The sequence below is a fragment of the Streptomyces sp. NPDC048254 genome (genome assembly GCF_043201895.1).
GTDB lineage: Bacteria > Actinomycetota > Actinomycetes > Streptomycetales > Streptomycetaceae > Streptomyces.
This window is the reverse complement of the sequence record NZ_JBICZJ010000005.1, coordinates 481,320-504,760: the sequence shown is the minus strand read 5'-3', so window position 1 is coordinate 504,760 and position 23,441 is coordinate 481,320. Positions and strand designations below refer to the sequence as shown.

Below are 23,441 nucleotides of genomic sequence, written 5' to 3'. Positions count from 1 at the left end.
TGTGCGGCGGTGCCGGGCTCATCGCGACCCGAACCGTCGGTCCTCGCTGTCAGTGGGGCGTGGCAGGATCGGGGGCGTGGCAGAAACAGCATCGAAGAAGACCGACCAGACCCCCAGTGGGACCCGTCCCCGGCTGATGCTCATGGACGGGCACTCGCTGGCCTACCGCGCGTTCTTCGCGCTGCCCGCGGAGAACTTCACCACCGCGACGGGCCAGCCGACGAACGCGATCTACGGTTTCGCGTCGATGCTGGCCAACACCCTGCGTGACGAGGCGCCCACGCACTTCGCGGTGGCCTTCGACGTCTCCCGCAAGACCTGGCGCTCCGAGGAGTTCACCGAGTACAAGGCGAACCGCTCCAAGACCCCGGACGAGTTCAAGGGCCAGGTGGAGCTGATCGGCGAGCTGCTCGACGCGATGCACGCGCAGCGCTTCGCCGTCGAGGGCTTCGAGGCCGACGACGTCATCGCCACCCTCGCCACCCAGGCCGAGGCCGAGGGCTTCGACGTCCTGATCGTCACCGGCGACCGCGACTCCTTCCAGCTGGTCACCGAGCACACCACGGTCCTCTATCCGACGAAGGGCGTCTCCGAACTGACCCGGTTCACCCCGGAGAAGGTTTTCGAGAAGTACGGCTTGACGCCCGCCCAGTACCCCGACTTCGCGGCCCTGCGCGGCGACCCGTCCGACAACCTCCCCGGCATTCCCGGTGTCGGCGAGAAGACCGCCGCGAAGTGGATCAACCAGTTCGGTTCCTTCGCCGAGCTGGTGGAGCGCGTCGACGAGGTGAAGGGCAAGGCCGGCCAGAACCTCCGCGACCACCTGGACTCGGTGAAGCTCAACCGCCGGCTCACCGAACTGGAGCGCCAGGTCGAGCTGCCGAAGACGGTCACCGACCTGGAGCGCGCGCCGTACGACCGCAAGAGCGTCGCGATGATCCTGGACACCCTGGAGATCCGCAACCCGTCGCTGCGCGAGCGGCTCTACGCCGTCGACCCCGGCGCGGAGGAGGCCGAGGCCGCGCCGGTCGCCGAGGCGGGCGTGGCGGTGGACGGCACCGTCCTCGGCACCGGCGAACTGGCCGGCTGGCTCGCCGAGCACGGCACGCAGGCGCTGGGCATCGCCACCGTCGGCACCTGGGCGCTCGGCACCGGCTCGGTCGCCGAGGTCGCGCTGGCCGCGGCCGCGGGAGCGGCGGCCTGGTTCGACCCGGCGGAGCTCGACGAGGCCGACGAGAACGTGTGGACTGCCTGGCTGGCCGACGCCGAGCGGCCCAAGGTCTTCCACAACGCCAAGGGCGCCATGCGGGTCTTCGCCGAGCACGGCTGGAGCATCGACGGCGTCACCATGGACACCGCGCTCGCCGCCTATCTCGTCAAGCCGGGCCGGCGCTCCTTCGACCTGGACGCGCTGTCCCTGGAGTACCTGCACCGTGAGCTGGCCCCCGCCGCCGCGGCCGACGGTCAGCTGGCCTTCGGCGCGGACGACGGTGCCGAGGCCGAGGCCCTGATGATCCAGGCCCGCGCGATCCTCGACCTGGGCGAGGCCTTCGGGGAGCGGCTCCAGGAGGTCGGCGCGGCGGACCTGCTCCGTGACATGGAGCTGCCGACCTCCATCCTCCTCGCCCGCATGGAGCGGCACGGCATCGCGGCCGACCGCGCGCATCTCGAAGCGATGGAGCAGATGTTCGCGGGCGCCGTCCAGCAGGCCGTGAAGGAGGCGCACGCGGCGGCCGGCCACGAGTTCAACCTGGGCTCGCCCAAGCAGCTCCAGGAGGTCCTCTTCGGCGAGCTGGCGCTGCCCAAGACCAAGAAGACCAAGACCGGCTACACCACCGACGCCGACGCACTGGCCTGGCTGGCCGGCCAGACCGAGAACGAACTGCCGGTGATCATGCTCCGGCACCGTGAGCAGGCCAAGCTGCGGGTGACGGTCGAGGGCCTGATCAAGACGGTCGCCGCGGACGGCCGTATCCACACCACGTTCAACCAGACGGTCGCCGCGACCGGCCGGCTCTCCTCCACCGACCCGAACCTCCAGAACATCCCGGTCCGCACCGACGAGGGCCGGGCGATCCGCCGGGGCTTCGTGGTGGGCGAGGGCTTCGAGTCGCTGATGACGGCCGACTACAGCCAGATCGAACTGCGGGTGATGGCCCATCTCTCCGAGGACGAGGGCCTGATCGAGGCGTTCACCTCCGGCGAGGACCTGCACACCACGGTCGCCTCGCAGGTGTTCTCCGTCGACCGCACGGCCGTCGACGCGGAGATGCGCCGCAAGATCAAGGCGATGGCGTACGGCCTCGCGTACGGGCTGTCGGCGTTCGGCCTCTCCCAGCAGCTGAACATCGACGCGGGCGAGGCCCGGGCCCTGATGGACACGTACTTCGAGCGGTTCGGCGGGGTCCGTGACTATCTGCGCCGGGTGGTCGACGAGGCACGCGCCACGGGGTACACCGCGACCCTCTTCGGCCGCCGCCGCTACCTCCCCGACCTCAACAGCGACAATCGCCAGCGCCGTGAGGCGGCCGAGCGGATGGCGCTCAACGCGCCCATCCAGGGCACCGCGGCGGACATCGTCAAGATGGCCATGCTGAAGGTGGACGGGGCGCTGCGCGAGGCGGACCTGAAGTCCCGGATGCTCCTCCAGGTGCACGACGAAATCGTCCTGGAGATCGCACCCGGCGAGCGCGCCGAGGTCGAGGCGATCCTCCGCCGCGAGATGGCCGACGCGGTCCACCTCAGGGCGCCCCTGGACGTCTCGGTCGGCGTCGGCCCGGACTGGGAATCAGCGGCCCACTGAGCGCTCCGCTGGGTGTGCCGCGAGGTGCTGTCGGCCGACTGCGGTGCCGTCGTGGTCGGTCGCGCAGGTCCTACCCCCAGCCGACGGCTGGGGGTACCCCCAGCGCGCCTTCAGGGCGTTGCCGAGCCGTAGCCGACTTCACCCGACCCGCTTGGCCTTTGGCCAGAGCCGGCGGAGGGCGCCGATCCACGACACCGGTGGAGCGGCGCCCGCCGCCGGTCGCCGGGGCGCCGTCATCACTCAGCTGGACCCCGTCAGAACGCCCCCGCCCCCGGCAGCGGCAAGGATGCGGGCATGGGTATACGCATGCTTCACGGCCGCACGCCCCAGACCAGGCCCCCGGCCAAGGCCCGCTCCGCCGCGGTGCAGGTCACGGCGGCTTCGTCGGCCCCGGCCATGGCACCCGGCGCCAGCTCCGCCCGCATCCCCACCGACCTGGCCGTCACCGCGGGCAAGGCGGTCGCCCGCCTCCGGCGCAGACTCCGCACCCGCCCCGAACCGCGGCAGTGGCTCGATCTCGCCCGCAGCTGTCTCGCGCTGGTCATCGGCGCACTCCGCGGCCCTCGCCGCCCCCGCACCATGACCGTCTTCGTGGCGACCCTCACCGAACGGCCGAAGGGCTCCGGCGCACGCCGTCGGCCACCGGAGCCGGACGCCACACCCTGACCGCCACGGCGTACCCGAGCACCCCGAGCAGCAGCCCCGCGCCCGCCCCGAAGAGCACCGTGGGCAGCAGCTCCCAGGGCTTCGCCGTCGAACCCCAGTAGGCCCGCCCGTCGCCCGCCACCACCCTTGCAGGAGCCGCTACGCGGCGCAGTTCCGTAAACCGCGTCGCCTGCTGCACCGCGGCCAACAGCGCGCAGCCGGCGATCCCGGCCCCGGCCCACCACCGGTCCCCCGCGGACAGCAGCGGCGCCCCCACCGGCTCCCCAGCCGGCGCCCGCCGTAGCGCACGGAGCACGAACACGCCGAGCACGGCCGCGGCCACCGCCGAAGTGCCGTACTGGAGCAGGGTGTAGAGCGGCACGCCCGCGACGTGCCGGCCGATCGCGGGGATCAGCCGGGTCCCCCAGCGGTCGTGGTGCGTGAACGCGTCCCACACGACATGCGTGAGCGCGCCGAGCACGGCGGAGACGTACCACCGGGCCGTGACGGAAAGGCCGGCACGCGCGCGTGGCGCCCCGCAGCGCAGCAGGGCCGCCAGGCGCCCCTGCCGGGTCCGGGGCAGCAGGGCCACGAGCGGCTCCCGTACCAGCACCCACAGCGCCACCAGCGCCCAGGAGAAGAGCACGTCCACGGTGAAGACGCCGGTGAAGGAGTGCGTGAACGCGCCGAACTCCATCGCGTCCGGCACCGCGCTCGCCGCGTAGTAGGTGAGGTCGGGGGAGAAGGACCCCGCGACGAGCACCGCCGGCACCAGCCGCCCCCGCCCGGTCCCGTCACCGCGCACGGCGGGCAGTACGGCGGCGGCGTGGCTGAGAGTGAACGGCACCCGGTCTCCCTGGAACAGTCGTCGGCCCGAGCGCCGAACAAGTGATCGCGTACGACAAGTATCCGCGACACCACCATCGTTCAACGGGGAATGGCCAACTGGTGAAAATCGGGCACCGCCGGGTGTCCGCGGAATGGAAGTTGTCGTAGTGTCGCCTGGGTCGCCGTCCCGGCGTGCACCACAGATGCGCTACCTCACTACTCGAAAGAGGTAACAGGGGGCAACCACAGCACCAGGTCAACCGTCACACCAGGGGCGAGCAGACAGACGGAGACGGGCGCTCAGAAGGCGCCCATGGGAGGGGTTCACCTTATGGCGGCGCAATTCGGCAGGCGGCTGCGCAAGGGAGCGGCGACGACCGCCGCGGCCGCGTTGGCGGTAGCGGCTCTGTCCGCGTCCCAGGCACCCGGTGCGACGGGCGGCGACACGGGCCGGCAGGCGAACGCCGGCGCCAGCACCTCCGCACCCGACGGAGACGGCGCCACCGGCAACTCGCCGTACTACACGGACCTGCCGCCGCTCAACAGCCCGAACCCCAGCGCCAGTCCCACCGCCTCCTCGCCGAGCATCGGCACCGCCGTCTCCCGGGGCGCGGCCGAGGCCGGCATACCGGCCACCGTCCTGGACGCCTACAAGAAGGCCGAGGCGGAGCTGCGCGGCTCCAAGCCGGGCTGCAACCTGCCCTGGCAACTGCTCGCCGCCATCGGCAAGGTGGAGTCCGGGCAGGCCCGCGGCGGCGACGTCGACGCCGAGGGCAACACCCTGCACCGGATCCTGGGCCCGCAGCTCGACGGCAACGGCTTCGCGCTCATCCAGGACACCGACGGCGGCCAGTACGACGGCAACAGCCAGTACGACCAGGCCGTCGGCCCCATGCAGTTCATCCCCTCGACCTGGGCGTGGGCGGGCCGCGACGGCAACGGCGACGGCGTCAAGGACCCCAACAACGTCTACGACGCGGCGCTTGCCGCCGGCCACTACCTGTGCCGCAACGGCTGGGACCTGTCCGTCCAGGCCGACGTGAACAGCGCGATCCTCAGCTACAACAACTCGCAGGACTACCTCAACCTGGTGCTGTCCTGGTACGAGTTCTACCGCAAGGGCACCCACTCGATCCCGAACGGCACCGGCACCGTGCCCAGCCACCGCAGCGACGGCGGGTCCGGCAGCGGTTCGGGTTCCAGCGGCTCCCCGACGCCCAGCACGCCGGGCACGAGCACGCCGGGCACGCCGGGCACGCCCAAGCCCGACGAGCCGAAGCCGGGCACGCCGAGCACGACCCCGACCCTGCCGCCCACGGCCACCGACACCGTGGACCACCTGGAGGACGCGGGCACCGCCAAGCTCACGGCGACGGCCGGCGACGCGTTCGCCAAGAGGATCAGCACCCGCGCGGAGACGAAGGCGGGCCGTATCGTCGCCAAGGTCCGCGTCCGTTTCACGATCGTCGGGGACACGGACACCACGTTCACCGGTGGCGAGAGCGTCGCCACGGTCACCACCGACAGCAAGGGCGTCGCGGTCGCACCGGCGCTCCAGGCGGGCGAGAAGACCGGGGACTTCACGGTCCGCGCCACCGTCGTCGGCCGTACGATCACCCCGGTCGAGTACGACGCGACGGTCACCGCGCGTGCCGCCGACACCCTCGCCCTCGTCAACACCACCGCGCTGACCTGCACCCCGGGCGCCGAGTTCGCCGACCAGGTGCAGGCGAAGGCCACCTACCAGGGCGCCGTCGCCGACCAGGTCGCCGCCACCGCCACGCTCGTCAAGTCGGCGGACGACACCGGCGAGAACGACAAGGGCCCGTACTTCAAGGACGCGAACGGCAACCCCGTCCGGACCCTCACGGACCTCAAGACGGACGCCAACGGCCTGCTCACGCTGCCCAAGCTGTACGCGGACGACACCACCGGCACGTTCCTGCTCCGCATCACCACCACCGGCGGCGCGACCCTCACCGTGGAGCTGACGGTCGCCGCGGCCGACACCTCGGCGAGCCCGTCGCCGAGCCCGTCCGCCTCCGAGTCCGCGTCGGCGTCCGCCTCCCCGAGCGCCTCCGCCACCTCCTGATCCGCGGTCGTACGACACCGAGGGCGCCCTCCCGCCGACGCGGGACGGCGCCCTTCGCCGTCGTACGAACTGTTCTCATCTCACCCTGCCGTTGCTACGGTGCCCGGACCTGACGATCCATCAGGAAGACCGCCGGGAAGCAGTCGGCCCTCGGGAGGCCCCGCATGCGTGCCCTGATCGCCGCCGCGACCGGTCTCGCCCTCGCACTGGTCCTGGTCGTCACGATCAGCGCCCTGGGGTCGCCGGCCGGAAAGACGTCCCCCAAGCCGCTGCTCACGACGGTGCCTTCACATCCGTAACCGCCGCCCCGGGAGGCCGAGATGCGCCGCAAGGCCAGTCTGGTCCTGCTCGCCTGCGCCGTGTTCTTCGCGGCGCTGTCCCCGCTGCTGCGCTGGTACGCCTTCCCGCGCCTGGCCAAGATCCCCGCGAACCAGTACCAGGACATGGTCCTGGAGGCGAAGGACGCCACGCTCCTCGACTACGGCACCATGAAGGCGAAGAAGGTCCCCCGGGTCACCATCGTGCAGACCCTCAAGGGCGATGTGGCGGCCGCGAAGAGGATCGAGAAGACGGCGGGACGGGACGTCGTCGTCTGGGACGGCCTGTCCTACGTCCAGGGCCCCGACGGCAAGATGGTCTCCGAGATCCCTGAGCGCTACATCTTCGACGCCCACAGCCAGGAACCCGTCCACGCCACCGGCGAGATGGTCGACGGGGACCCGGTGAAACGGGACGGCATCGAGTTCAAGTGGCCGTTCCTCACCGAGAAACGGGACTACGAGTACTTCGACGCGCAGACCCGCACCACCAACCCCATCCACTACAAGGGGACGCAGACCTTCCGGGGCGTGAAGGTCTACTACTTCGAGCAGACCATCCCCTGGACCAAGGTCCCCATGCCCAAGAAGATGCCGGTGCAGGGCATCACCCCCGAGACGGTCGCCAAGACCGGCACCACCCGCTGGTACACGACAGTCCGCAAGTTCTGGGTGGAACCCGTCACCGGGGCGCCCGTCTACGGCGAGGAGATCCACAAGGAGGAGCTGCGCGGCGGCACCCTGCTGGGCGGCCGCGCCAAGGTGACGGCCTTCGCCGGCGACGTGAAGATGCGCGAGGACTACATCGAGCACACGGTCGCCCTGGTCAAGCAGAACCGCACGCTCGTCCTGATGCTGACCTCCTACCTCCCGTGGGGCTTCCTGTCCCTCGGTATCGCGCTGCTCGCCCTCTCCCTCTGCCTGGAAGCGCTCGGCCGCCGCCCGGCCGACCCGCGACCGGCCGAGCCCGCGGTCCCGGAACCGGTCAGCGCCTGAGCCGCGCGTTGGTGTGCCGGGTGGGCTCGGCGGCGGCGGGATCCTCGGGCCAGGGATGCTTCGGATAGCGACCGCGCAGTTCCGCCCGTACGCCCTTGTACCCGTCCCTCCAGAAGGAGGCGAGGTCGGCGGTGACGGCGGCGGGGCGCCCGGCGGGCGACAGCAGATGCACGAGCACCGGCATCCCGGCCACGGCCGGCGACTGCCGCGCCCCGAACATCTCCTGCAACTTCACGGCGAGCACGGGCTGCTCGGGGTTCCCGTAGTCGACCCGGATCCGCGACCCGCTGGGTACGACGATCCGCTCCGGCGCCAGCTCGTCGAGCCGTCCCGCCTCCCCGCTCGCCCACGGCAGCAGCCGCCGCAGCGCCTCCCCGGCGTCGATCCGCCCGAGATCGGCCCGGCGCCGGGCCCGCCCGAGCTCCGGTTCCAGCCACTCGTCCACGCGCGCGTGGAGCGCGTCCTCGGAGACGTCGGGCCACGGCTCCCCGAGGCGCAGACGCAGGAACGCGAGCCGCTGCCGCAGCACGGCCGCGTCGGGCGTCCACCGCAACAGGCTGAGCCCCTCCTGCCGCAGCCCGTCCAGGAGCGCGCCGCGGACGAGCGCGGGATCGGCGTCCCGCAGCGGCCGCACCACGAGCTCGATCGCGCCGAGCCGCTCCACACGCCGTGCGACGACGTCCCCGTCGGCCCAGCGGACCTCCTGGTCCTCCGAGTACAGCGACGCCGCCGCCGACCTGGCCGTGCCCTCGTCCACCACCGCGGCGAGCCGCACGCGCGCGTGCCCTCTGCCCACCGGACGGTCCGCGACGGCCACGGCGAGCCACGGGGCACCGCGCAGCGGGCTGCCATCGGCGAGCTCGGCCCGGGTGCCGGAGGCCATGAGATACGACCCGCCGTCGGCCTTGGCGACGCGCTCGGGGAAGGCGAGAGCGGCGACGAGTCCCACCGCGCGGTCGTCCACCGAGCGATCGTCCGCCGCGCCGGCCGAGGTGCGCCGGTCCTCCACCGAGCCGACCGGCGTGCCCTGGCCGCCCGCCCGGAGCCGGCGTACCTCCGCGCGCCACCGGCCGGCGTAGGCGTCGCCGCCACGCCGGGCGGCCCGCAGCGCGCCCGCCAGGTCGTCCCCGTACTCCCGCGGCGGTTCCTCGCTCAGCAGCGCGACCACCTCGGCGCTCCCGCCGGGGCCGTCCAGCAACGCCCGCCCCAGCCGCGGATGCACCCCCAGCCGGGCCAGCCGCAGCCCCCGTTCCGTGGCCCGTCCGGCGGAGCCGACCGCCCCGATCGCGGTCAGCACCTCCCGCGCCGCCGCCATCGCCCCGCCCGGCGGCGGATCCAGCAGCGCCAGCCCGGCCGCCCCGGGATCGCCCCAGCAGGCCGTCTGGAGGGCGAAGGCCGTCAGGTCGGCCACTTTGATCTCCGGTGCCGGAAAGGGCGTCAGGCGGGCGTCCTCGGCCTCGGACCAGCATCGGTACACCGCCCCCGGAGCCTCCCGCCCGGCGCGGCCCGCCCGCTGCCGCCCGGCCGCCCGTGACGCCCGTACCGTCGCCAGCGCGCTCAGCCCGCGCGCGTGGTCGACCCGAGGTTCCCGCGCCAGCCCGGAGTCGACGACCACCCGGACCCCGGGGACGGTGAGCGACGACTCGGCCACCGCCGTGGCCAGGACCACCCGGCGCCGCTCCCCGGGCGCCAGCACCGCGTCCTGGACGGACGCCGGTGCCCGGCCATGGACCTGGAGCACCTCCACGTCCCCCAGGTCACCCAGCTGGCCCGCCACCCGCGCGATCTCGCCCACGCCCGGCAGGAAACACAGCACGTCCCCCGGCCGCTCGGCCAGGGCCCGCCGCACCACCGACGCCACCTGAGCCAGCAGCGCCGGATCCACGCGCATCCCGTGCGGCGGCCGCACCGGACGCACCGGCGGTGCCCACACCACCTCCACGGGGTACGACACGCCGTCGGCCTCGACCACCGGCGCACCGCCCAGCAGCCGCGCCCACCCCTGCGCGTCCGTGGTCGCCGAGGCGGCCACCAGACGCAGCTCCGGGCGGAGCGTCTCCCGTACGTCCCAGAGGAAGGCCGCCACCGTGTCGGCGTCCAGATGCCGCTCGTGGCACTCGTCGAGGATGACGACGTCCACGCCCGACAGCTCCTGGTCGCGTTGCAGCCGCTGCAACAGCACACCGGTCGTGACGACCTCCACGCGCGCGTGCCGGCCCACGACCCGTTCGCCGCGCACGGTGTACCCGACGCTCTGCCCCACTTGCTCACCGAGCAGCCAGGCCATCCGGCGGGCCGCCGCGCGCGCCGCGATCCGGCGCGGCTCGGCCACGACCACCCGCCGCGCGGGCCGTCCCTCGTCCAGCAGCCCGGCCAGCGCCAGTGGCACCAGCGTCGTCTTGCCGGTGCCGGGCGGTGCCACGAGGACGGCGGTGCCGTGTCCTTCCAGGGCGTCGTCCAGACCGGGCAGGGCCTGCCGTACGGGCAGCGCGTCCAGGGCGTCGTAACGGATCACGGCCCTAGTGTCTTACGGCCGCCGAAACGTCCCCACGCGAGCGTGCCCCTACGCGCGTGCCCTTGCGCGCGTGCCTTTGTCCGGGGCGTCGGCAGCTCAGGTCCGCTCGCACACGAAGATCGCGGTCCCCGGGACGAGACCGCCCCGCAGCGGCGACCAGCCGCCCCATTCGGCGGTGTTCCAGGCCGGCCACTCCGGCTCCACCAGGTCGACCAGCCGCAGGTCCGCGGCGACGATGTCCCGGACCCGGTCGCCGAGCGTGCGGTGGTGCTCGACGTACACCGCGTGGCCGTCCTCGTCCTGCTCCACGTACGGCGTGCGGTCGAAGTAGGAGGCGGAGACCGAGAGGCCCTCGGGACCCGGCTCGTCCGGGAACGCCCAGCGGATCGGGTGCGTCACGGAGAAGACGAAACGGCCTCCCGGGCGCAGTACCCGCCGCACCTCGCGCAGCACCAGGCGCGGGTCGGCGACGAAGGGGAGCGCGCCGTACGCCGAGCACGCCAGGTCGAAGGAGCCGTCGGCGAAGGGCAGCGCGCCGGCGTCGGCGCAGACGAGGGGAAACGATCCGCCGATGCGCAGCGCGTGCTGGAGCTGGCGGTGCGAGAGATCCAGGGCGACCGGACGGGCGCCCTGGGCGGCCAGCCAGCGCGAGCACTGGGCCGCGCCGGCGCCGATCTCCAGGACGTCCTTGCCCTTGAGGTCCTCCGGCGGGCCGAGCAGCTCCGCCTCCACCTCGTCGAGGCCCTCCGGACCCCACACGAAACGGTCGTCGCCCAGGAACGTGCCGTGCTCCACCTGGTACTCGTCGGCGTTGCGGTCCCACCAGCCCCGGTTGGCCCGGCTGCTCTCCGTGATACCGGCGGCACGCCGGGTGGCTTCGGGTTCTGCCTCGGTTCCGGTCTGTGAACCGGCCTCTTCGAGGTCGAACGAATCGGGCTCTTGGATGATCGGCTCCCTCGTCGTACTCTTCCGTGCAACCCGTTCAGGGGGGTGTCACGGAGGAGGTCTGTCAGGCCTGCGTGGCCTCACGGGACGGCTTTTGTGCCGGGTATGCGGCGATCCGCCCCGGGTGTGCGCCTTCGCGCATTGACCCTGTCCGGCTGCCCCCGTATGCTACAAGTTGCGCTGCGGGCCTGCGCTCCTCAGACGTAGCAGGCTGCGCTCGCATCTGTTGTATGTCCCCTCGGTTGTCGAGGCGTCACCAGTGGTTCAGGTGGCGCTTCCTAGGCTGTCCGGCTTCTACAGAGCGAAACAGGCTCCCGGCGTAAGCAGTACCTACGACTTCAATGTCCGTACCGGAGCCCTTTCTCACATGACGAGCAGCACCGAGACCACCGCCACCACCCCGCAGGTAGCGGTCAACGACATCGGTAACGAGGAAGCCTTCCTCGCCGCGATCGACGAGACGATCAAGTACTTCAACGACGGCGACATCGTCGACGGCGTCATCGTGAAGGTCGACCGGGACGAGGTCCTGCTCGACATCGGTTACAAGACCGAAGGTGTAATCCCGAGCCGCGAGCTCTCGATCAAGCACGACGTCGACCCCAACGAGGTCGTCGCCGTCGGTGACGAGATCGAGGCCCTTGTTCTCCAGAAGGAGGACAAGGAAGGCCGCCTGATCCTCTCGAAGAAGCGCGCCCAGTACGAGCGTGCCTGGGGCACCATCGAGAAGATCAAGGAAGAGGACGGGATCGTCACCGGTACCGTCATCGAGGTCGTCAAGGGTGGTCTCATCCTCGACATCGGCCTCCGCGGCTTCCTCCCGGCCTCCCTGGTCGAGATGCGCCGCGTCCGCGACCTCCAGCCCTACGTGGGCAAGGAGCTCGAGGCCAAGATCATCGAGCTGGACAAGAACCGCAACAACGTGGTCCTGTCCCGCCGTGCCTGGCTGGAGCAGACCCAGTCCGAGGTCCGCCAGACGTTCCTCACGACCCTCCAGAAGGGTCAGGTCCGCTCCGGTGTGGTCTCCTCGATCGTCAACTTCGGTGCCTTCGTGGACCTGGGTGGCGTCGACGGTCTGGTCCACGTCTCCGAGCTGTCCTGGAAGCACATCGACCACCCGTCCGAGGTTGTCGAGGTCGGCCAGGAAGTCACCGTCGAGGTCCTCGACGTCGACATGGACCGCGAGCGTGTCTCCCTGTCGCTGAAGGCGACCCAGGAAGACCCGTGGCAGCAGTTCGCCCGGACCCACCAGATCGGCCAGGTCGTCCCGGGTAAGGTCACGAAGCTGGTTCCGTTCGGTGCGTTCGTCCGCGTGGACGAGGGCATCGAGGGTCTGGTCCACATCTCCGAGCTGGCCGAGCGCCACGTGGAGATCCCGGAGCAGGTCGTCCAGGTCAACGACGAGATCTTCGTCAAGGTCATCGACATCGACCTGGAGCGTCGCCGGATCTCGCTGTCCCTCAAGCAGGCCAACGAGTCCTTCGGCGCTGACCCGGCCTCGGTCGAGTTCGACCCGACGCTGTACGGCATGGCCGCCTCGTACGACGACCAGGGCAACTACATCTACCCCGAGGGCTTCGACCCCGAGACCAACGACTGGCTCGAGGGCTACGAGACCCAGCGCGAGGCGTGGGAGCACCAGTACGCCGAGGCGCAGCAGCGCTTCGAGCAGCACCAGCAGCAGGTCATCAAGAGCCGCGAGGCCGACGCTGCCGCTGCCGCCGAGGGTGGCGAGGCTGCCGCTCCGGCCGCTTCGGGTGGCGGTTCGTACTCCTCCGAGGGTGCGGACACCTCCGGTGCGCTGGCCTCGGACGAGGCGCTGGCCGCGCTTCGCGAGAAGCTCGCGGGTGGCCAGAGCTGAACGCCAGCCACTGGGCTTAGCCGGTAACTGAGGGGCCGCACCTTTCGAGGTGCGGCCCCTTGGTGTTGTCCGTTGTTCTTCGGCCGACGGCCCCGGTGGGGGCTGGTCGCGCAGTTCCCCGCGCCCCTGAAGGGAGTTGACGTGGACGCCGGTCGAAACGTGTGGGATACACGAGTAACCGCTGGGCCGTAACGCGGTGCTGGGACGCTTCCCCGGTCTTCGTTCAAGATCGGGAGAGGAGCCCAGGCATGACACAGCCTCAGTACAGGTCAGGGACGAGCCGGCGGACGTTCCTGCGGAACGTCGGTCTCACCGGAGGCGCCGGCACCATGCTCGCCACCATGGGAGCCCTCGGCCTCGCTCCCACCGCCCAGGCCGCCCAGCGTGAACAGCCCTTCCGGGCGCCGGGCGCAAGCGACTTCACCCTCACCGGGCGCGCCGCGGCCAGGGTCGTCGTCCTCGGCGGCGGCATCGCCGGCCTCGCGACCGCGTACGAACTGGGCAAGGCCGGCTACGACTGTACGATCCTGGAGGCCAGGGACCGAACCGGCGGACGCAACTTCACTGTGCGCGGCGGGGACTCCACCACCGACCTCTACGGCAACCGGCAGACCGCGCGCTTCGCCGACGGCCACTACATGAACGCCGGACCGGCCCGCATACCCCAGTGGATGATCACCCTCGACTACTGCCGTGAACTCGGCGTCCCCATCGAGGTGTTCACCAACGTCAACGCCGACGCGTACCTCTACAACGAGTCCGCCGGCATGACGAAACCCGAGCGCTACCGCACCGCCAAGGCCGATGTATACGGCTACGTCTCGGAGTTGCTCGCCAAGGCCACCGACAAGGGCGCCCTGGACAAGGAGTTGACGGCCACCGACCAGGAGCGGCTCGTCGAGTTCCTCAAGGACTGGGGCGCACTCGGTGACAAGCTGACGTACGAGGGCGGTGAGCGGCGCGGATACACGACCGTACCGGCCGCCGCCGGCACCCCCGGGGTGCTTCTCGGCGATGTCCCGGCCGCCTCCGAGGTGTTCGCGAGCGGCGTCGGGCGCTACTTCTCCTTCGAGTTCGGCTTCGACCAGGCGATGCTGATGTTCCAGCCGGTCGGCGGCATGGACCGGATACCGGCGGCACTCACCCGGGCGATCGGCGCCCACCGCATCCGCACCGGAGCCGTCGTCTCCAGGATCACCGACAAGGGCGACGGCGTCACCGTGACCTACACCCAGGGCGGCCGTACCAAGGCCGTCGACGCCGACTACTGCGTGGCCGCCATGCCGCCCAACATCCTCGCCAAGGTGCCGCACAACCTGGGCTCCGGCGTGCAGAGCGCCCTGGCGGCCGTCACCCCGTCGTCCGCGGCCAAGATCGGCCTCGAATACCGCTCCCGCTGGTGGGAACTGGACCACCGCATCTACGGCGGCATCACCGAGACCGACCAGGACGTCACCCACATCTGGCACCCCTCGTACGGCTTCCACGGCGAACGGGGCGTCCTCATCGGCTACTACAACTACGACACCGACGCCGACTCCTACGCCGCGCTCACCCCGGCCCAGCGCGAGAAGCGCGCGGTGGCCGCCGGCGTGAAGATCTACGGCGACAAGTACCGCACCGAGCTGGTCTCCTCCTTCTCCCACCACTGGCGCCAGACCCCCCATCTGGAGGCCGCCTGGCACGACACCCCCGGCGGCCCCGACGACGTGCGCTACAAGCCGCTCAACGAGCCCACCGGCCGCGTCTACTTCGCCGGCGACTGGCTCAGCTACACGGACGCCTGGCAGCACGGGGCGTTCAGCTCTGCGCGGAAGGCGGTCACCGCACTGCACGCGCGCGTGCTGTCCGCGTAGCGCCCGGCAGAGCGCGACAGGGCCGGACAGGGCCGGCAGGGCGGGGCGCGGGCACGGCAGGCGGGGTGCGGGCACGCGCGTGTGCCCGCACCTGCGGCATGAGAAGTCGGTGAGTGGCCGGTTGACGGGAGCGGTGGCGGGAATGCTCGCCGCCCCAGCCATGTTGTCCCGTACGAACACGAGGAGGAGCGGTCACAGTGCTTGATCCGCAGGGTTTGTACGCATGGGAGCCGAAGGGCCTCGCCGTGGTGGACATGGCGCTGGCCCAGGAGTCGGCCGGTCTTGTCATGCTCTACCACTTCGACGGATACATCGACGCGGGCGAGACCGGCGACCAGATCGTCGACCGGCTGCTCGACTCGCTGCCCCACCAGGTCGTCGCCCGCTTCGACCACGACCGGCTCGTGGACTACCGGGCCCGCCGCCCGCTGCTGACCTTCAAGCGGGACCGCTGGACCGAGTACGAGGAGCCGACCATCGAGGTCCGGCTGGTCCAGGACGCCACGGGCGCGCCGTTCCTGCTGCTGTCCGGCCCCGAGCCGGACGTCGAGTGGGAACGCTTCGCCGCGGCCGTACGGCAGATCGTGGAGCGGCTCGGTGTCCGGCTGTCCGTGGACTTCCACGGCATTCCCATGGGCGTTCCGCACACCCGTCCCGTCGGCCTCACGCCGCACGGCAACCGCACCGACCTCGTCCCGGGCCACAGCAGCCCCTTCGACGAGGCCCAGGTGCCCGGCAGCGCCGCGTCGCTGCTCGAATACCGCCTCATGGAGTCCGGCCACGACGTCCTGGGCGTCGCCGCGCACGTCCCGCACTACATCGCGCGCTCCGCCTACCCCGACGCCGCCCTGACCGTCCTGGAGGCCATCACGGGCGCCACCGGTCTGGTGCTCCCGGGCATCGCCCACGCCCTGCGCACGGACGCCCACCGTACGCAGACGGAGATCGACCGCCAGATCCAGGAGGGCGACGAGGAACTCACCGCCCTGGTCCAGGGCCTTGAGCACCAGTACGACGCCGCCGCCGGCGCCGAGACCCGGGGCAACATGCTCGCCGAACCGGTGGAGATCCCCTCGGCGGACGAGATCGGCCTGGAGTTCGAGCGTTTCCTCGCGGAGCGAGAGGGCGAAGGCTAAGTCCCCCTCCGAGGCCCGGAACCAGGCCGGTCCGGGCCTCGAAACAGGGGCTGTCCGGTCGGGTCCGGCCGGAACCAGAGCCTGTCCGGACCGCTGTCGGTGACAGGGCCTAAGCTTCGGGGCATGCTGAAAGTTGGCCTCACCGGCGGGATCGGCGCCGGCAAGAGCGAGGTGTCGCGGCTGCTCGTCGGGCACGGCGCCGTGCTGGTCGACGCGGACCGTATCGCGCGTGAGGTCGTCGAGCCGGGAACCCCTGGCCTGGCGGCCGTGGTCGAGGCCTTCGGGCCGGACGTGCTCGCCGCCGACGGCACCCTGGACCGGCCGAAGCTCGGCTCGATCGTCTTCGCCGACCCCGAGAAGCTCGCCGTACTGAACTCGATCGTGCACCCCCTGGTCGGGGCCCGCTCCCGCCAGCTGGAGAACGCGGCCGCCGCCGACGCGGTGGTGATCAACGACGTACCGCTGCTCGCGGAGAACGGCCTCGGACCGTTCTACGACGTCGTGGTCGTCGTGGACGTCGCCCCCGAGACCCAGGTCGACCGGCTGACACGGCTGCGGGGGATGGCCGAGGAGGACGCACGCGCGCGCATGGCAGCGCAGGCGACCCGCGAGAAACGCCTGGCGATCGCCGACATCGTGATCGACAACGATGTGCCCCTGGACGCGCTCGAACAACGGGTCGCGCAGGTGTGGGCCGACCTCGTACGCCGGGCGCGGGTGTCCGGTTCGAGTTAACGGTCGTGCGTCTTCGAAATAGCGGGCACCCGTCCGGGCGTTGAACCGCTTCAGCGAGGGAAGGACTGTGCCGTGCCCGAGACCAGCGGTTCGACCGGACGTACTCCGGAGACGCATGTCATCGACTTCCGTGCCGCCGAGCAACTGCTCAACGCACGGGACCCGCGGGGCGCGGTGAAACTGCTCGACGGAGTGATCGCCGCGCACCCCGAGAACACCGCCGCCCGGCTGCTGCGCGCCCGTGCCTTCTTCGCCGCCGCGCAACTGCGCCCCGCCGAGCTGGAGTTCACCATCGTGCTGGAGCGCGAGCCGGACAACGCGTTCGCGCACTTCGCGCTCGCCCGCACCTACCAACGCCAGGGCCGCGCCGACCTCGCGATACGCCACTTCCGGCTGGCGGCCGCCCTGGACCCGAACCCGGAGTACCTGAAGGCGGCCCGCTTCGAGAACGGGGCGTGAGCGGACGTTCGGCAGGGCCGCTCGGTGCGTTCGGCAGGGCTGCTCGGTTCGTCGGCGCGTGAGCGGAAGTTCGGCAGGGCCGCTCGGTTCGCCGGCGCGTGAGTGGAGGCCTGCTCACGGGTGCCGGTGCTGCGGCGGGCGCCGCAGCCGCCGTGGGTCGCCGTCCGCCGGCCGGTACGGTGGCACATCGCGGCCCGGCTGATAGTGCGGGCCCTGCCTGATGTGCCTGAGGACCATGGTCATGTCGGCGGTGGCCACCAGCCACAGCACCCCGCAGGCGGCCGCCCAGCCGGGACGGCCGACGAGCACGAACACCGCCGTGCCGAAGATCGCCCAAGCCACGCCCCACACACTCAGCCACAGCCGCGCCCGCAGCGCACTGCGCGCGGTCGCCGGTTCACTGCCCGTACGCATCACGGCTCACCACTCCTACTTGAAACGTACTCTTCGACCAGGACGTTCACCAAGGGGGACCCCGCCGTGCTGCCTGACGCCGATGACCTGCCCGACCTGCTCCTCGACCTCGCTGTGCCGCACGAGGACATCAACGAGGTGGTGGCCCTGCACCGGAAGGTGACCGCCGATCCCGGTATCCAGCGGCTGCTCGCGGAATGCGCCGACGAGGTCACCGGCGCCACGGCCGCCGGGACGGAGGCCCACGACCCCTCCGGGCTGGGTGAGCGGGCCGCCGCCGCTCCGGCCGCGCTGGACGGCTACTTCCTGGTCTACGTCTTCCTCGCCGCGCTGCCCCACGCCCGCGCGTACCACCATGCGCGGGGCGTCCCCGCGGACGTGTCCCGGCGCACGCTCGCCGACCTGGGACGCGGCATGACGCTGCACCGCAGGCGCTACGGCAGCGGAGGACTGTCGGCCTTCCAGGCGTCCTGGCTCGTCCACCATTTCCGCGGCGAGCTGTACCAGCTGGGCCGGCTGCAGTTCGAGCGGGCCCGGCTCGGCGAGCGGACGGCGCGGGCGGCCACGGCGAGCGCGGCCACAGCGACGGGCATGGCGACGGGAACGGGCCAGGCCGGGGCCGTGGCTCCCGGGCAGCCCTGCCTGAACCTGCACATACCCGACTACCGCGGGCCGCTGACCCCCGCCGCCTGCGACCGCTCGCTGGCCCTGGCACGAGAGTTCTTCCCCCGGCACTTTCCCGAGGAGGACCACGCGGTCGCGACCTGCCACTCCTGGCTGCTCGACCCGCAGCTGAGGCGGTACCTGCGGGCGGACTCGAACATCGTCCGCTTCCAGGACCGGTTCCGGCCCGGGCACCAGGACACGGAACCCGCCGACACGACCGCGGTCCAGTTCGTCTTCGGCGCCCCGGACCTGCCGGTACAGGACCTGCCCCGGCGTACGTCGGTGGAGCGGGCGGTCGGCGACCATCTGCGGGCGGGCGGCCACTGGTATCTCGGACACGGGTGGTTCCCGTGGGGAGGGTGACGTCACCGCGGAAACGGTCGTGCCCGGCCGCTCCCCGAGGAACAGTTCGAGGCGGCCTGCGCGGAGGCGGGACTGGAGGCGACCGAGAATCTGACCGAGGACGGGGTGTGGGCGAGGGCGGTACCGGCGGCACAGCGAGAAGCGGCGGCCAGCCCGGAAACCCCGGCGGCAGTCGATGAGTTCCCCGCCGGCGGCGGGTCTACCTCGGTGACAGCAACAGGGACCGCTTCCCCCGGGAGAACCCCATGCCCAAGCCGACCGTTTCCGTCGCCCTCGCCGCTACCACCGTTACCACTGCTTCCGCCGCCCCCGTGGTCGCCGAGTCGGCGACGGCCCGCGGCCGCCGTGCCCGCCTGGCCCTGCGCATGGTGCAGGTGCTGCTCGCCCTCTTCTACGCCATCGCGAGCGCGCTGCCCAAGCTGACCGCGCATCCGTCGGCCGTCGAGTCCTTCGACAGCATCGGGTGGGGCAGTGCGGGCATGTACACCATCGGCGCGCTCGAACTGGCCGGTGCCGTCGCCCTGTTGATACCGGTACTGCAGTCGGTGGCGGCGATGGCGCTCAGCGCGCTCATGGTGGGCGCGTTCATCGTCCAGCTCACCGTCTTCGACGGCCAGTACGTTGCGACCCCGCTGATTCTGATCCTGCCGCTGGCCCTGATCGCCTGGGCCCGGCGCGGACAGAACGCGCGGCTGTGGGGACTGATGCGGCCACGTGCGTGACGCGCCGCACCCGCCGAGCGACGTGTCCCGCCGTGCTTGCCGAGCGACGTGACGCACCGCGCCCGCCGAGCGAGGGAAGCCGGCCCCGCTCCGGCGGTGTGCGCCCTGCCAGCCGGCTCAGCTGAGCCCCGCCAGCCGGCCCCAGCCCGGCGGAGCCCCGTCGTCCGGTCCCGGCCGCCCCGAGCCCTATCGTCCAGCCCGGCCCGGCCGAGCTCCGTGGAGCCGGCCCCGGTGGATCACCGTCCGCCGGGGCGCCCACCGCTCGGCCGACCCATGCCACCGGTTCCGCCCATGCCGCCGGTCCCGCCCGTTCCCCCCATTCCGCCGAGGCCGCGCAGCCGCTCCAGCTCGCGGCGGTCGCGCTTGGTGGGGCGGCCGGTGCCGCGGTCGCGCAGGCCGATGGGGACGAAGGCCTCGCGGGGCGGGGGCGGGGGCGAGTTGTCGACGTAGCACTGGGCGGCCACCGGGGCGCCGACCCGCTTGTGGATCAGACGCTTCACGATGACGACCCGCTCCCGCCCCTCGTGGCGCAGCCGTACCTCGTCACCGACGCGCACGGAGTGGGCGGGCTTGACCCGCTCGCCGTTCACCTGGACGTGCCCGCCCCGGCAGGCGGTGGCGCCCATCGAGCGGGTCTTGATCAGGCGCACGGCCCAGATCCAGCTGTCGATCCGCACGTTCTCGCCGGGAGCGGGCGCCGCGGCCTCGGCGGCGGCAATGGCCGCGGCGACGGCAGCGGGGTCGGAGTCGGGGGCCTGGCCGGCAGGCGCCGCGGTGCCTTCGGCAGGCTCGGGGGAGGCGGGGGCCGGGGCGGGGGTTCCCGTCCCACTGCTCTCCCGCTCCCTGCCCTCGCCCGCGTCCTCAGAAGCCATGCCCCGACCCTAGCCCCCCGAGCCGGGAGAAACGGAGCCGATTTCCCGGACGCCCACGCACCCCACGCCCATGCACCCCACGCCCGCGCGCCCCACGCCCACTGACCGCAACGATCTCGCACGGCCAGGTCCGCCCGGCTTTACCGTGGACCTTGTGCCCCACCCCCCTCCCTCCCCTCCCTCCCCTCCCTCCCCTCCCGCCCCCCTCGACCCCCTCGCCCGTCTCGACCAGCGCGTCAGCGCATGCCGGGCCTGTCCTCGCCTGGTCGCCTGGCGGGAGGAGGTGGCACGTACCAAGCGCGCCGCGTTCGCCGACTGGACGTACTGGGGCAGGCCCGTCCCCGGCTTCGGGCCGCCCGACGCCCCGCTGCTGATCATCGGCCTCGCCCCGGCCGCGCACGGTGGCAACCGCACCGGCCGGATGTTCACCGGCGACCGCTCCGGCGATGTGCTGTACCAGGCGCTGTACGACGTCGGGCTCGCCTCGCAGCCGACATCCGAGCGCATCGACGACGGCCTGGAACTGTACGGCGTGCGCATCACCGCGCCTGTGCACTGCGCCCCGCCCGACAACAAGCCGACCCCCGGGGAACGCGACACCTGCCGATCCTGGCTGGTCGAGGAGCTGACACTGCTGCGGCCGACGGCGCGCGCCGCCGTGGTGCTCGGTGCCTTCGGCTGGCAGGCCGCGCTCCCCGCGCTGGCCGAGGCGGGCTGGAGCGTGCCCCGGCCCCGTCCGGCCTTCGCCCACGGCACCCGCGTCGACCTCGACGGCCTGGACCTCTTCGGCTGCTTCCACGTCAGCCAGCGCAACACCTTCACCGGCCGCCTCACCCCCGAGATGCTCCGCGACGTGCTGCGGACGGCGGCCGAGGCGGCCGGGCTGCGGTGACGGCAGTGGGCTCAGACGATGCGGGCCGCCGCCACCGGGCGGTCGGTGACCGGGTGGGTGCCGGTGGACGCGGAGGAGTTGACGCTCCAGCGGTAGCGGGAGAACGCGCCGGTGGCGTTGGAGGCGTAGAACATCATGTGGCCGATGCCGACGCCCTGGAAGTTCTCGCCGTCCACGGTGCCGACCATGCGGGTGTCGGGGTACTGCGGGTAGTTGCTCAGGCCGTACACCCCGTGCGGGTCGGAGGTGCAGTCGATGATCTCCACGGCGTACTGGGTCTCGTTCGGGAAGTCGGCGACCCCGCTGAAGACCCCCTTGACCTCGCGGACCAGCACGATGTGCCCGGTGTTCTCGGCGTCCTGCCCGTTGTAGTCGACCGCGATCAGGTCGCCCGGCCGTAGGTCGGCGACCTTGCGGACGGGACGGAAGCGCGGGCCGCCGGTGTTCTTCAGGAAGGCCGAGCAGTAGTCGGCGGCCTCCGGGCCCTTCTCCTGGAAGTACTGGAGGAAGTAGGCGTCGGTCGCCCAGCCGTAGGTGTGTCTGAGGAGTGCCGTGACGAAGGACGCGCAGCGGGCCCGGGCCACCCAGCTCGCGAGGTCGTCGGGGCGGCCCCAGGTGACGGTCGCCGTCGAGTTCATCAGATAGACGTTGTTGGCGCGTGCCGTAGCGCCGCTGATCAGGGCGATCTCGGCGGCGCTCAGGGCGCGGCCGTAGGCGCGGACGTCGTCGACCGCGCCCTTGAAACGGTTGACGTAGCCGCCGTCCCAACGGGCCCGGCCGATGCCGAAGCCCTGGGTCGCGGCCCAGGACAGGGTCGTGTCGGCGCTGCCTTCCAGCACGCCGTTCACGTACAGCTGGACGCGTGTGCCGTCCCAGACACCCGTGAGATGGGTCCAGACGCCGGTTCTGGTGACGGGCGTGGAGCCGAACGCGGAGACCTTGGCGCTCTGGTCCTCGCTGCGCACCTTGAAGGCCCAGGTTCCGGCGGTGTCGTCGTACTGGAGCAGGAAGCGGCTGGCGCTGCCGCCGTCCTGGCTCACGGCCGTGTACATGTTCGTCAGTACGGCGTCGTCGGCCAGCCGGACCCAGGCCGCGACCGTGAACGGGCCCGTGGTGTCCAGGACGGAGCCGGTGGCCGCGTAGGCACCGGAGGTGCCGTCGAAGCTCAGCTCACCGCCCGCCCGCAGGCTGGTCCAGCTCGCCCCGGAGCCCAGCGTGACGGGATGCTCCAGGCCCGAGTGGTCGGTGCCGGAGCCGTCCAGCGGCCAGTGCCCGGCCAGTCCCGTCGGCAGGTATCCGGCCGCCAGCATGCGCTGGTACTGCACCAGCTGTTCGGCCTCGGCCAGATGTGGTGCGGCGACCGGGGTGAACGGTGTGTCCAGCGGCGTGTCGGCCGCGGCGGTCCCCGTGCCCGCCGCCATGCCTGCCGCCGCGCCCATCCCCAAGAGTGCGGCTCCGCTCAGCAGCCCCCGTCTGCTCACCATGGTCATGCCCTCCCCGTGTGGTCCGATCGGATCCGTTCCGATCTTCACTGATGAGGAGAACTCTAGGAGATCCCTGTGCGAACTGGTGTTCCTGTGGACAAGCCGGTGCGAGGTCAGAGCCGCTGCTCGGTCCCCTCGCCGAAGAGGTGCCGTACCGTCGACCGGTAGTTGGCCTGGACGTGGCCGAGGGCGCGGGCGCGGGCGCGGTCCGGGTCGCCGGAGGCGATCGCGTCGTAGAGCTCCCGGTGTTCGGTGAGCAGCTGTGGCCACTCCTCGTTCCGCCGGGTGAGCCAGCGCAGCCGGCCGTCGACCGGTTCCATCACCGAGATGAGCAGGCTGTTGCCGGCCAGGGCCAGGATCCGGTCGTGGAAGCGGGTGTTGATGTCGGTGATCGTCTCGGCGTCCCCGGCCCGCGTCGCCGCGGCGGCCCGGTCGAGCAGGTCCCGCAGCTCGGCCAGCGCCTGCGGGGTCGCCCGTGCCGCCGCCAGCCCGGCCGCGTACACCTCCAGCGCCTCGCGCAGCTCGAAGAGTTCCTTGACGTCGGTCGGGGTCAGCCGGCGTACGACGGTCCGGCGGGCCGACTCGAAGTGGACGAAGCCCTCGGTGACCAGGGCCCGGATCGCCTCCCGGACCGGTACCCGGGACACCCCGAACCGCTCGGCCAGCTCCCGTTCGACCAGCCGGTCGCCCGGGCCCAGGCGTCCCGCGATGATGTCCTGCCGCAGGGTGGCGAGGACGCGCTCGCGCACCGCGCCCAGGGGTTCGATCTTCGTCGTGGGGGATCCCATGGGGCCATCTTCGCCGACCTGAGGGGGCTTTTACGGAGCCGTAACGGGACGG

The 23,441-nt window shown here is 72.0% G+C and carries 20 protein-coding genes; 13 read left to right on the top strand and 7 right to left on the bottom strand.

What is annotated here, in order from left to right; genetic code table 11:
- Window positions 1-76: 76 nt before the first annotated feature.
- Entirely contained in the window at window positions 77-2,803 is a 2,727-nt protein-coding gene (polA, locus tag ACGFZQ_RS17640; protein WP_393841128.1) for a DNA polymerase I, read from the top strand.
- A gap of 294 nt (window positions 2,804-3,097) precedes the next feature.
- Window positions 3,098-3,469, top strand: coding sequence for a hypothetical protein (locus ACGFZQ_RS17635; protein WP_393841127.1), 372 nt, complete (start codon window positions 3,098-3,100; stop codon window positions 3,467-3,469).
- On the opposite strand, the gene ACGFZQ_RS17630 is transcribed toward ACGFZQ_RS17635, so the two are convergent.
- The gene (locus tag ACGFZQ_RS17630; RefSeq protein WP_393841126.1) at window positions 3,405-4,295 is read right to left on the bottom strand and encodes a DUF4184 family protein; all 891 of its coding nucleotides are present in this window, start codon (window positions 4,293-4,295) and stop codon (window positions 3,405-3,407) included. The genes ACGFZQ_RS17635 and ACGFZQ_RS17630 overlap by 65 nt on opposite strands.
- A 312-nt stretch (window positions 4,296-4,607) precedes the next feature.
- Here ACGFZQ_RS17630 and ACGFZQ_RS17625 point away from each other — a divergent pair, with 312 nt between their 5' ends.
- From ACGFZQ_RS17625 to ACGFZQ_RS17615, 3 genes are all read left to right on the top strand, one after another.
- A complete protein-coding gene (locus ACGFZQ_RS17625) occupies window positions 4,608-6,368 on the top strand; it encodes a lytic transglycosylase domain-containing protein (RefSeq protein ID WP_393841125.1) in 1,761 nt (586 codons plus the stop codon).
- A gap of 164 nt (window positions 6,369-6,532) precedes the next feature.
- Window positions 6,533-6,667 carry an SPW_0924 family protein gene (locus tag ACGFZQ_RS17620; RefSeq protein ID WP_351732728.1) on the top strand — a complete coding sequence of 45 codons (135 nt, stop codon included), beginning with the start codon at window positions 6,533-6,535 and terminating at the stop codon, window positions 6,665-6,667.
- 21 nt (window positions 6,668-6,688) lie between these two features.
- The gene (locus tag ACGFZQ_RS17615; RefSeq protein WP_393841124.1) at window positions 6,689-7,681 is read left to right on the top strand and encodes a DUF3068 domain-containing protein; all 993 of its coding nucleotides are present in this window, start codon (window positions 6,689-6,691) and stop codon (window positions 7,679-7,681) included.
- Here ACGFZQ_RS17615 and hrpB read toward each other — a convergent pair.
- A complete protein-coding gene (gene hrpB / locus ACGFZQ_RS17610; protein ID WP_393841123.1) occupies window positions 7,671-10,196 on the bottom strand; it encodes an ATP-dependent helicase HrpB in 2,526 nt (841 codons plus the stop codon). The genes ACGFZQ_RS17615 and hrpB overlap by 11 nt on opposite strands.
- Before the next feature lie 96 nt (window positions 10,197-10,292).
- A complete protein-coding gene (locus ACGFZQ_RS17605) occupies window positions 10,293-11,141 on the bottom strand; it encodes a class I SAM-dependent methyltransferase (protein WP_393841206.1) in 849 nt (282 codons plus the stop codon).
- Between the two features lie 367 nt (window positions 11,142-11,508).
- On the opposite strand from ACGFZQ_RS17605, the gene rpsA reads away from it, so the two are divergent.
- From rpsA to ACGFZQ_RS17580, 5 genes are all read left to right on the top strand, one after another.
- Window positions 11,509-13,002 (top strand): 30S ribosomal protein S1, encoded by a 1,494-nt coding sequence (gene rpsA, locus ACGFZQ_RS17600; RefSeq protein WP_189947373.1) that lies wholly within the window; start codon window positions 11,509-11,511, stop codon window positions 13,000-13,002.
- A gap of 329 nt (window positions 13,003-13,331) precedes the next feature.
- The gene (locus tag ACGFZQ_RS17595; RefSeq protein WP_393841205.1) at window positions 13,332-14,858 is read left to right on the top strand and encodes a flavin monoamine oxidase family protein; all 1,527 of its coding nucleotides are present in this window, start codon (window positions 13,332-13,334) and stop codon (window positions 14,856-14,858) included.
- A gap of 197 nt (window positions 14,859-15,055) precedes the next feature.
- Window positions 15,056-15,994 (top strand): PAC2 family protein, encoded by a 939-nt coding sequence (locus tag ACGFZQ_RS17590; protein WP_351732738.1) that lies wholly within the window; start codon window positions 15,056-15,058, stop codon window positions 15,992-15,994.
- A 123-nt stretch (window positions 15,995-16,117) separates the two neighbouring features.
- Window positions 16,118-16,729, top strand: a complete 612-nt coding sequence (coaE, locus tag ACGFZQ_RS17585; RefSeq protein WP_393841122.1) for a dephospho-CoA kinase — start codon at window positions 16,118-16,120, stop codon at window positions 16,727-16,729.
- A 72-nt stretch (window positions 16,730-16,801) separates the two neighbouring features.
- A complete protein-coding gene (locus tag ACGFZQ_RS17580; RefSeq protein ID WP_351732743.1) occupies window positions 16,802-17,188 on the top strand; it encodes a tetratricopeptide repeat protein in 387 nt (128 codons plus the stop codon).
- Window positions 17,189-17,302: 114 nt separating this feature from the next.
- Here the strand turns inward: ACGFZQ_RS17580 and ACGFZQ_RS17575 are convergent, their stop codons facing one another.
- Window positions 17,303-17,602 (bottom strand): DUF6343 family protein, encoded by a 300-nt coding sequence (locus ACGFZQ_RS17575; protein ID WP_351732745.1) that lies wholly within the window; start codon window positions 17,600-17,602, stop codon window positions 17,303-17,305.
- A 66-nt stretch (window positions 17,603-17,668) separates the two neighbouring features.
- Here ACGFZQ_RS17575 and ACGFZQ_RS17570 point away from each other — a divergent pair, with 66 nt between their 5' ends.
- On the top strand, window positions 17,669-18,631 hold the full coding sequence (locus ACGFZQ_RS17570) for an acyltransferase domain-containing protein (protein WP_393841121.1): 963 nt from the start codon (window positions 17,669-17,671) through the stop codon (window positions 18,629-18,631).
- Window positions 18,632-18,876: 245 nt separating this feature from the next.
- Window positions 18,877-19,353, top strand: coding sequence for a DoxX family protein (locus ACGFZQ_RS17565; RefSeq protein WP_393841120.1), 477 nt, complete (start codon window positions 18,877-18,879; stop codon window positions 19,351-19,353).
- 236 nt (window positions 19,354-19,589) lie between these two features.
- On the opposite strand, the gene ACGFZQ_RS17560 is transcribed toward ACGFZQ_RS17565, so the two are convergent.
- Window positions 19,590-20,225: an RNA-binding S4 domain-containing protein gene (locus tag ACGFZQ_RS17560; RefSeq protein WP_393841119.1), complete on the bottom strand. Its 636-nt coding sequence runs from the start codon at window positions 20,223-20,225 to the stop codon at window positions 19,590-19,592.
- A gap of 154 nt (window positions 20,226-20,379) precedes the next feature.
- On the opposite strand from ACGFZQ_RS17560, the gene ACGFZQ_RS17555 reads away from it, so the two are divergent.
- Complete coding sequence (locus tag ACGFZQ_RS17555) at window positions 20,380-21,117, top strand: uracil-DNA glycosylase (RefSeq protein ID WP_393841118.1); 738 nt, start codon at window positions 20,380-20,382, stop codon at window positions 21,115-21,117.
- Between the two features lie 11 nt (window positions 21,118-21,128).
- On the opposite strand, the gene ACGFZQ_RS17550 is transcribed toward ACGFZQ_RS17555, so the two are convergent.
- Both ACGFZQ_RS17550 and ACGFZQ_RS17545 read right to left on the bottom strand, forming a co-directional pair.
- Complete coding sequence (locus ACGFZQ_RS17550) at window positions 21,129-22,601, bottom strand: LamG domain-containing protein (RefSeq protein WP_393841117.1); 1,473 nt, start codon at window positions 22,599-22,601, stop codon at window positions 21,129-21,131.
- 113 nt (window positions 22,602-22,714) lie between these two features.
- On the bottom strand, window positions 22,715-23,389 hold the full coding sequence (locus ACGFZQ_RS17545) for a GntR family transcriptional regulator (RefSeq protein WP_393841116.1): 675 nt from the start codon (window positions 23,387-23,389) through the stop codon (window positions 22,715-22,717).
- Window positions 23,390-23,441 lie beyond the last annotated feature (52 nt).

Coding starts and splice junctions, on each gene's coding strand:
- ACGFZQ_RS17635 (WP_393841127.1), top strand. CDS start 3,098: ATGGGTATACGCATGCTTCACGGCCGCACGCCCCAGACCAGGCCCCCG.
- ACGFZQ_RS17625 (WP_393841125.1), top strand. CDS start 4,608: ATGGCGGCGCAATTCGGCAGGCGGCTGCGCAAGGGAGCGGCGACGACC.
- ACGFZQ_RS17620 (WP_351732728.1), top strand. CDS start 6,533: ATGCGTGCCCTGATCGCCGCCGCGACCGGTCTCGCCCTCGCACTGGTC.
- ACGFZQ_RS17615 (WP_393841124.1), top strand. CDS start 6,689: ATGCGCCGCAAGGCCAGTCTGGTCCTGCTCGCCTGCGCCGTGTTCTTC.
- rpsA (WP_189947373.1), top strand. CDS start 11,509: ATGACGAGCAGCACCGAGACCACCGCCACCACCCCGCAGGTAGCGGTC.
- ACGFZQ_RS17595 (WP_393841205.1), top strand. CDS start 13,332: ATGCTCGCCACCATGGGAGCCCTCGGCCTCGCTCCCACCGCCCAGGCC.
- coaE (WP_393841122.1), top strand. CDS start 16,118: ATGCTGAAAGTTGGCCTCACCGGCGGGATCGGCGCCGGCAAGAGCGAG.
- ACGFZQ_RS17575 (WP_351732745.1), bottom strand. CDS start 17,602: ATGCGTACGGGCAGTGAACCGGCGACCGCGCGCAGTGCGCTGCGGGCG.
- ACGFZQ_RS17565 (WP_393841120.1), top strand. CDS start 18,877: ATGCCCAAGCCGACCGTTTCCGTCGCCCTCGCCGCTACCACCGTTACC.
- ACGFZQ_RS17560 (WP_393841119.1), bottom strand. CDS start 20,225: ATGGCTTCTGAGGACGCGGGCGAGGGCAGGGAGCGGGAGAGCAGTGGG.
- ACGFZQ_RS17550 (WP_393841117.1), bottom strand. CDS start 22,601: ATGGTGAGCAGACGGGGGCTGCTGAGCGGAGCCGCACTCTTGGGGATG.
- ACGFZQ_RS17545 (WP_393841116.1), bottom strand. CDS start 23,389: ATGGGATCCCCCACGACGAAGATCGAACCCCTGGGCGCGGTGCGCGAG.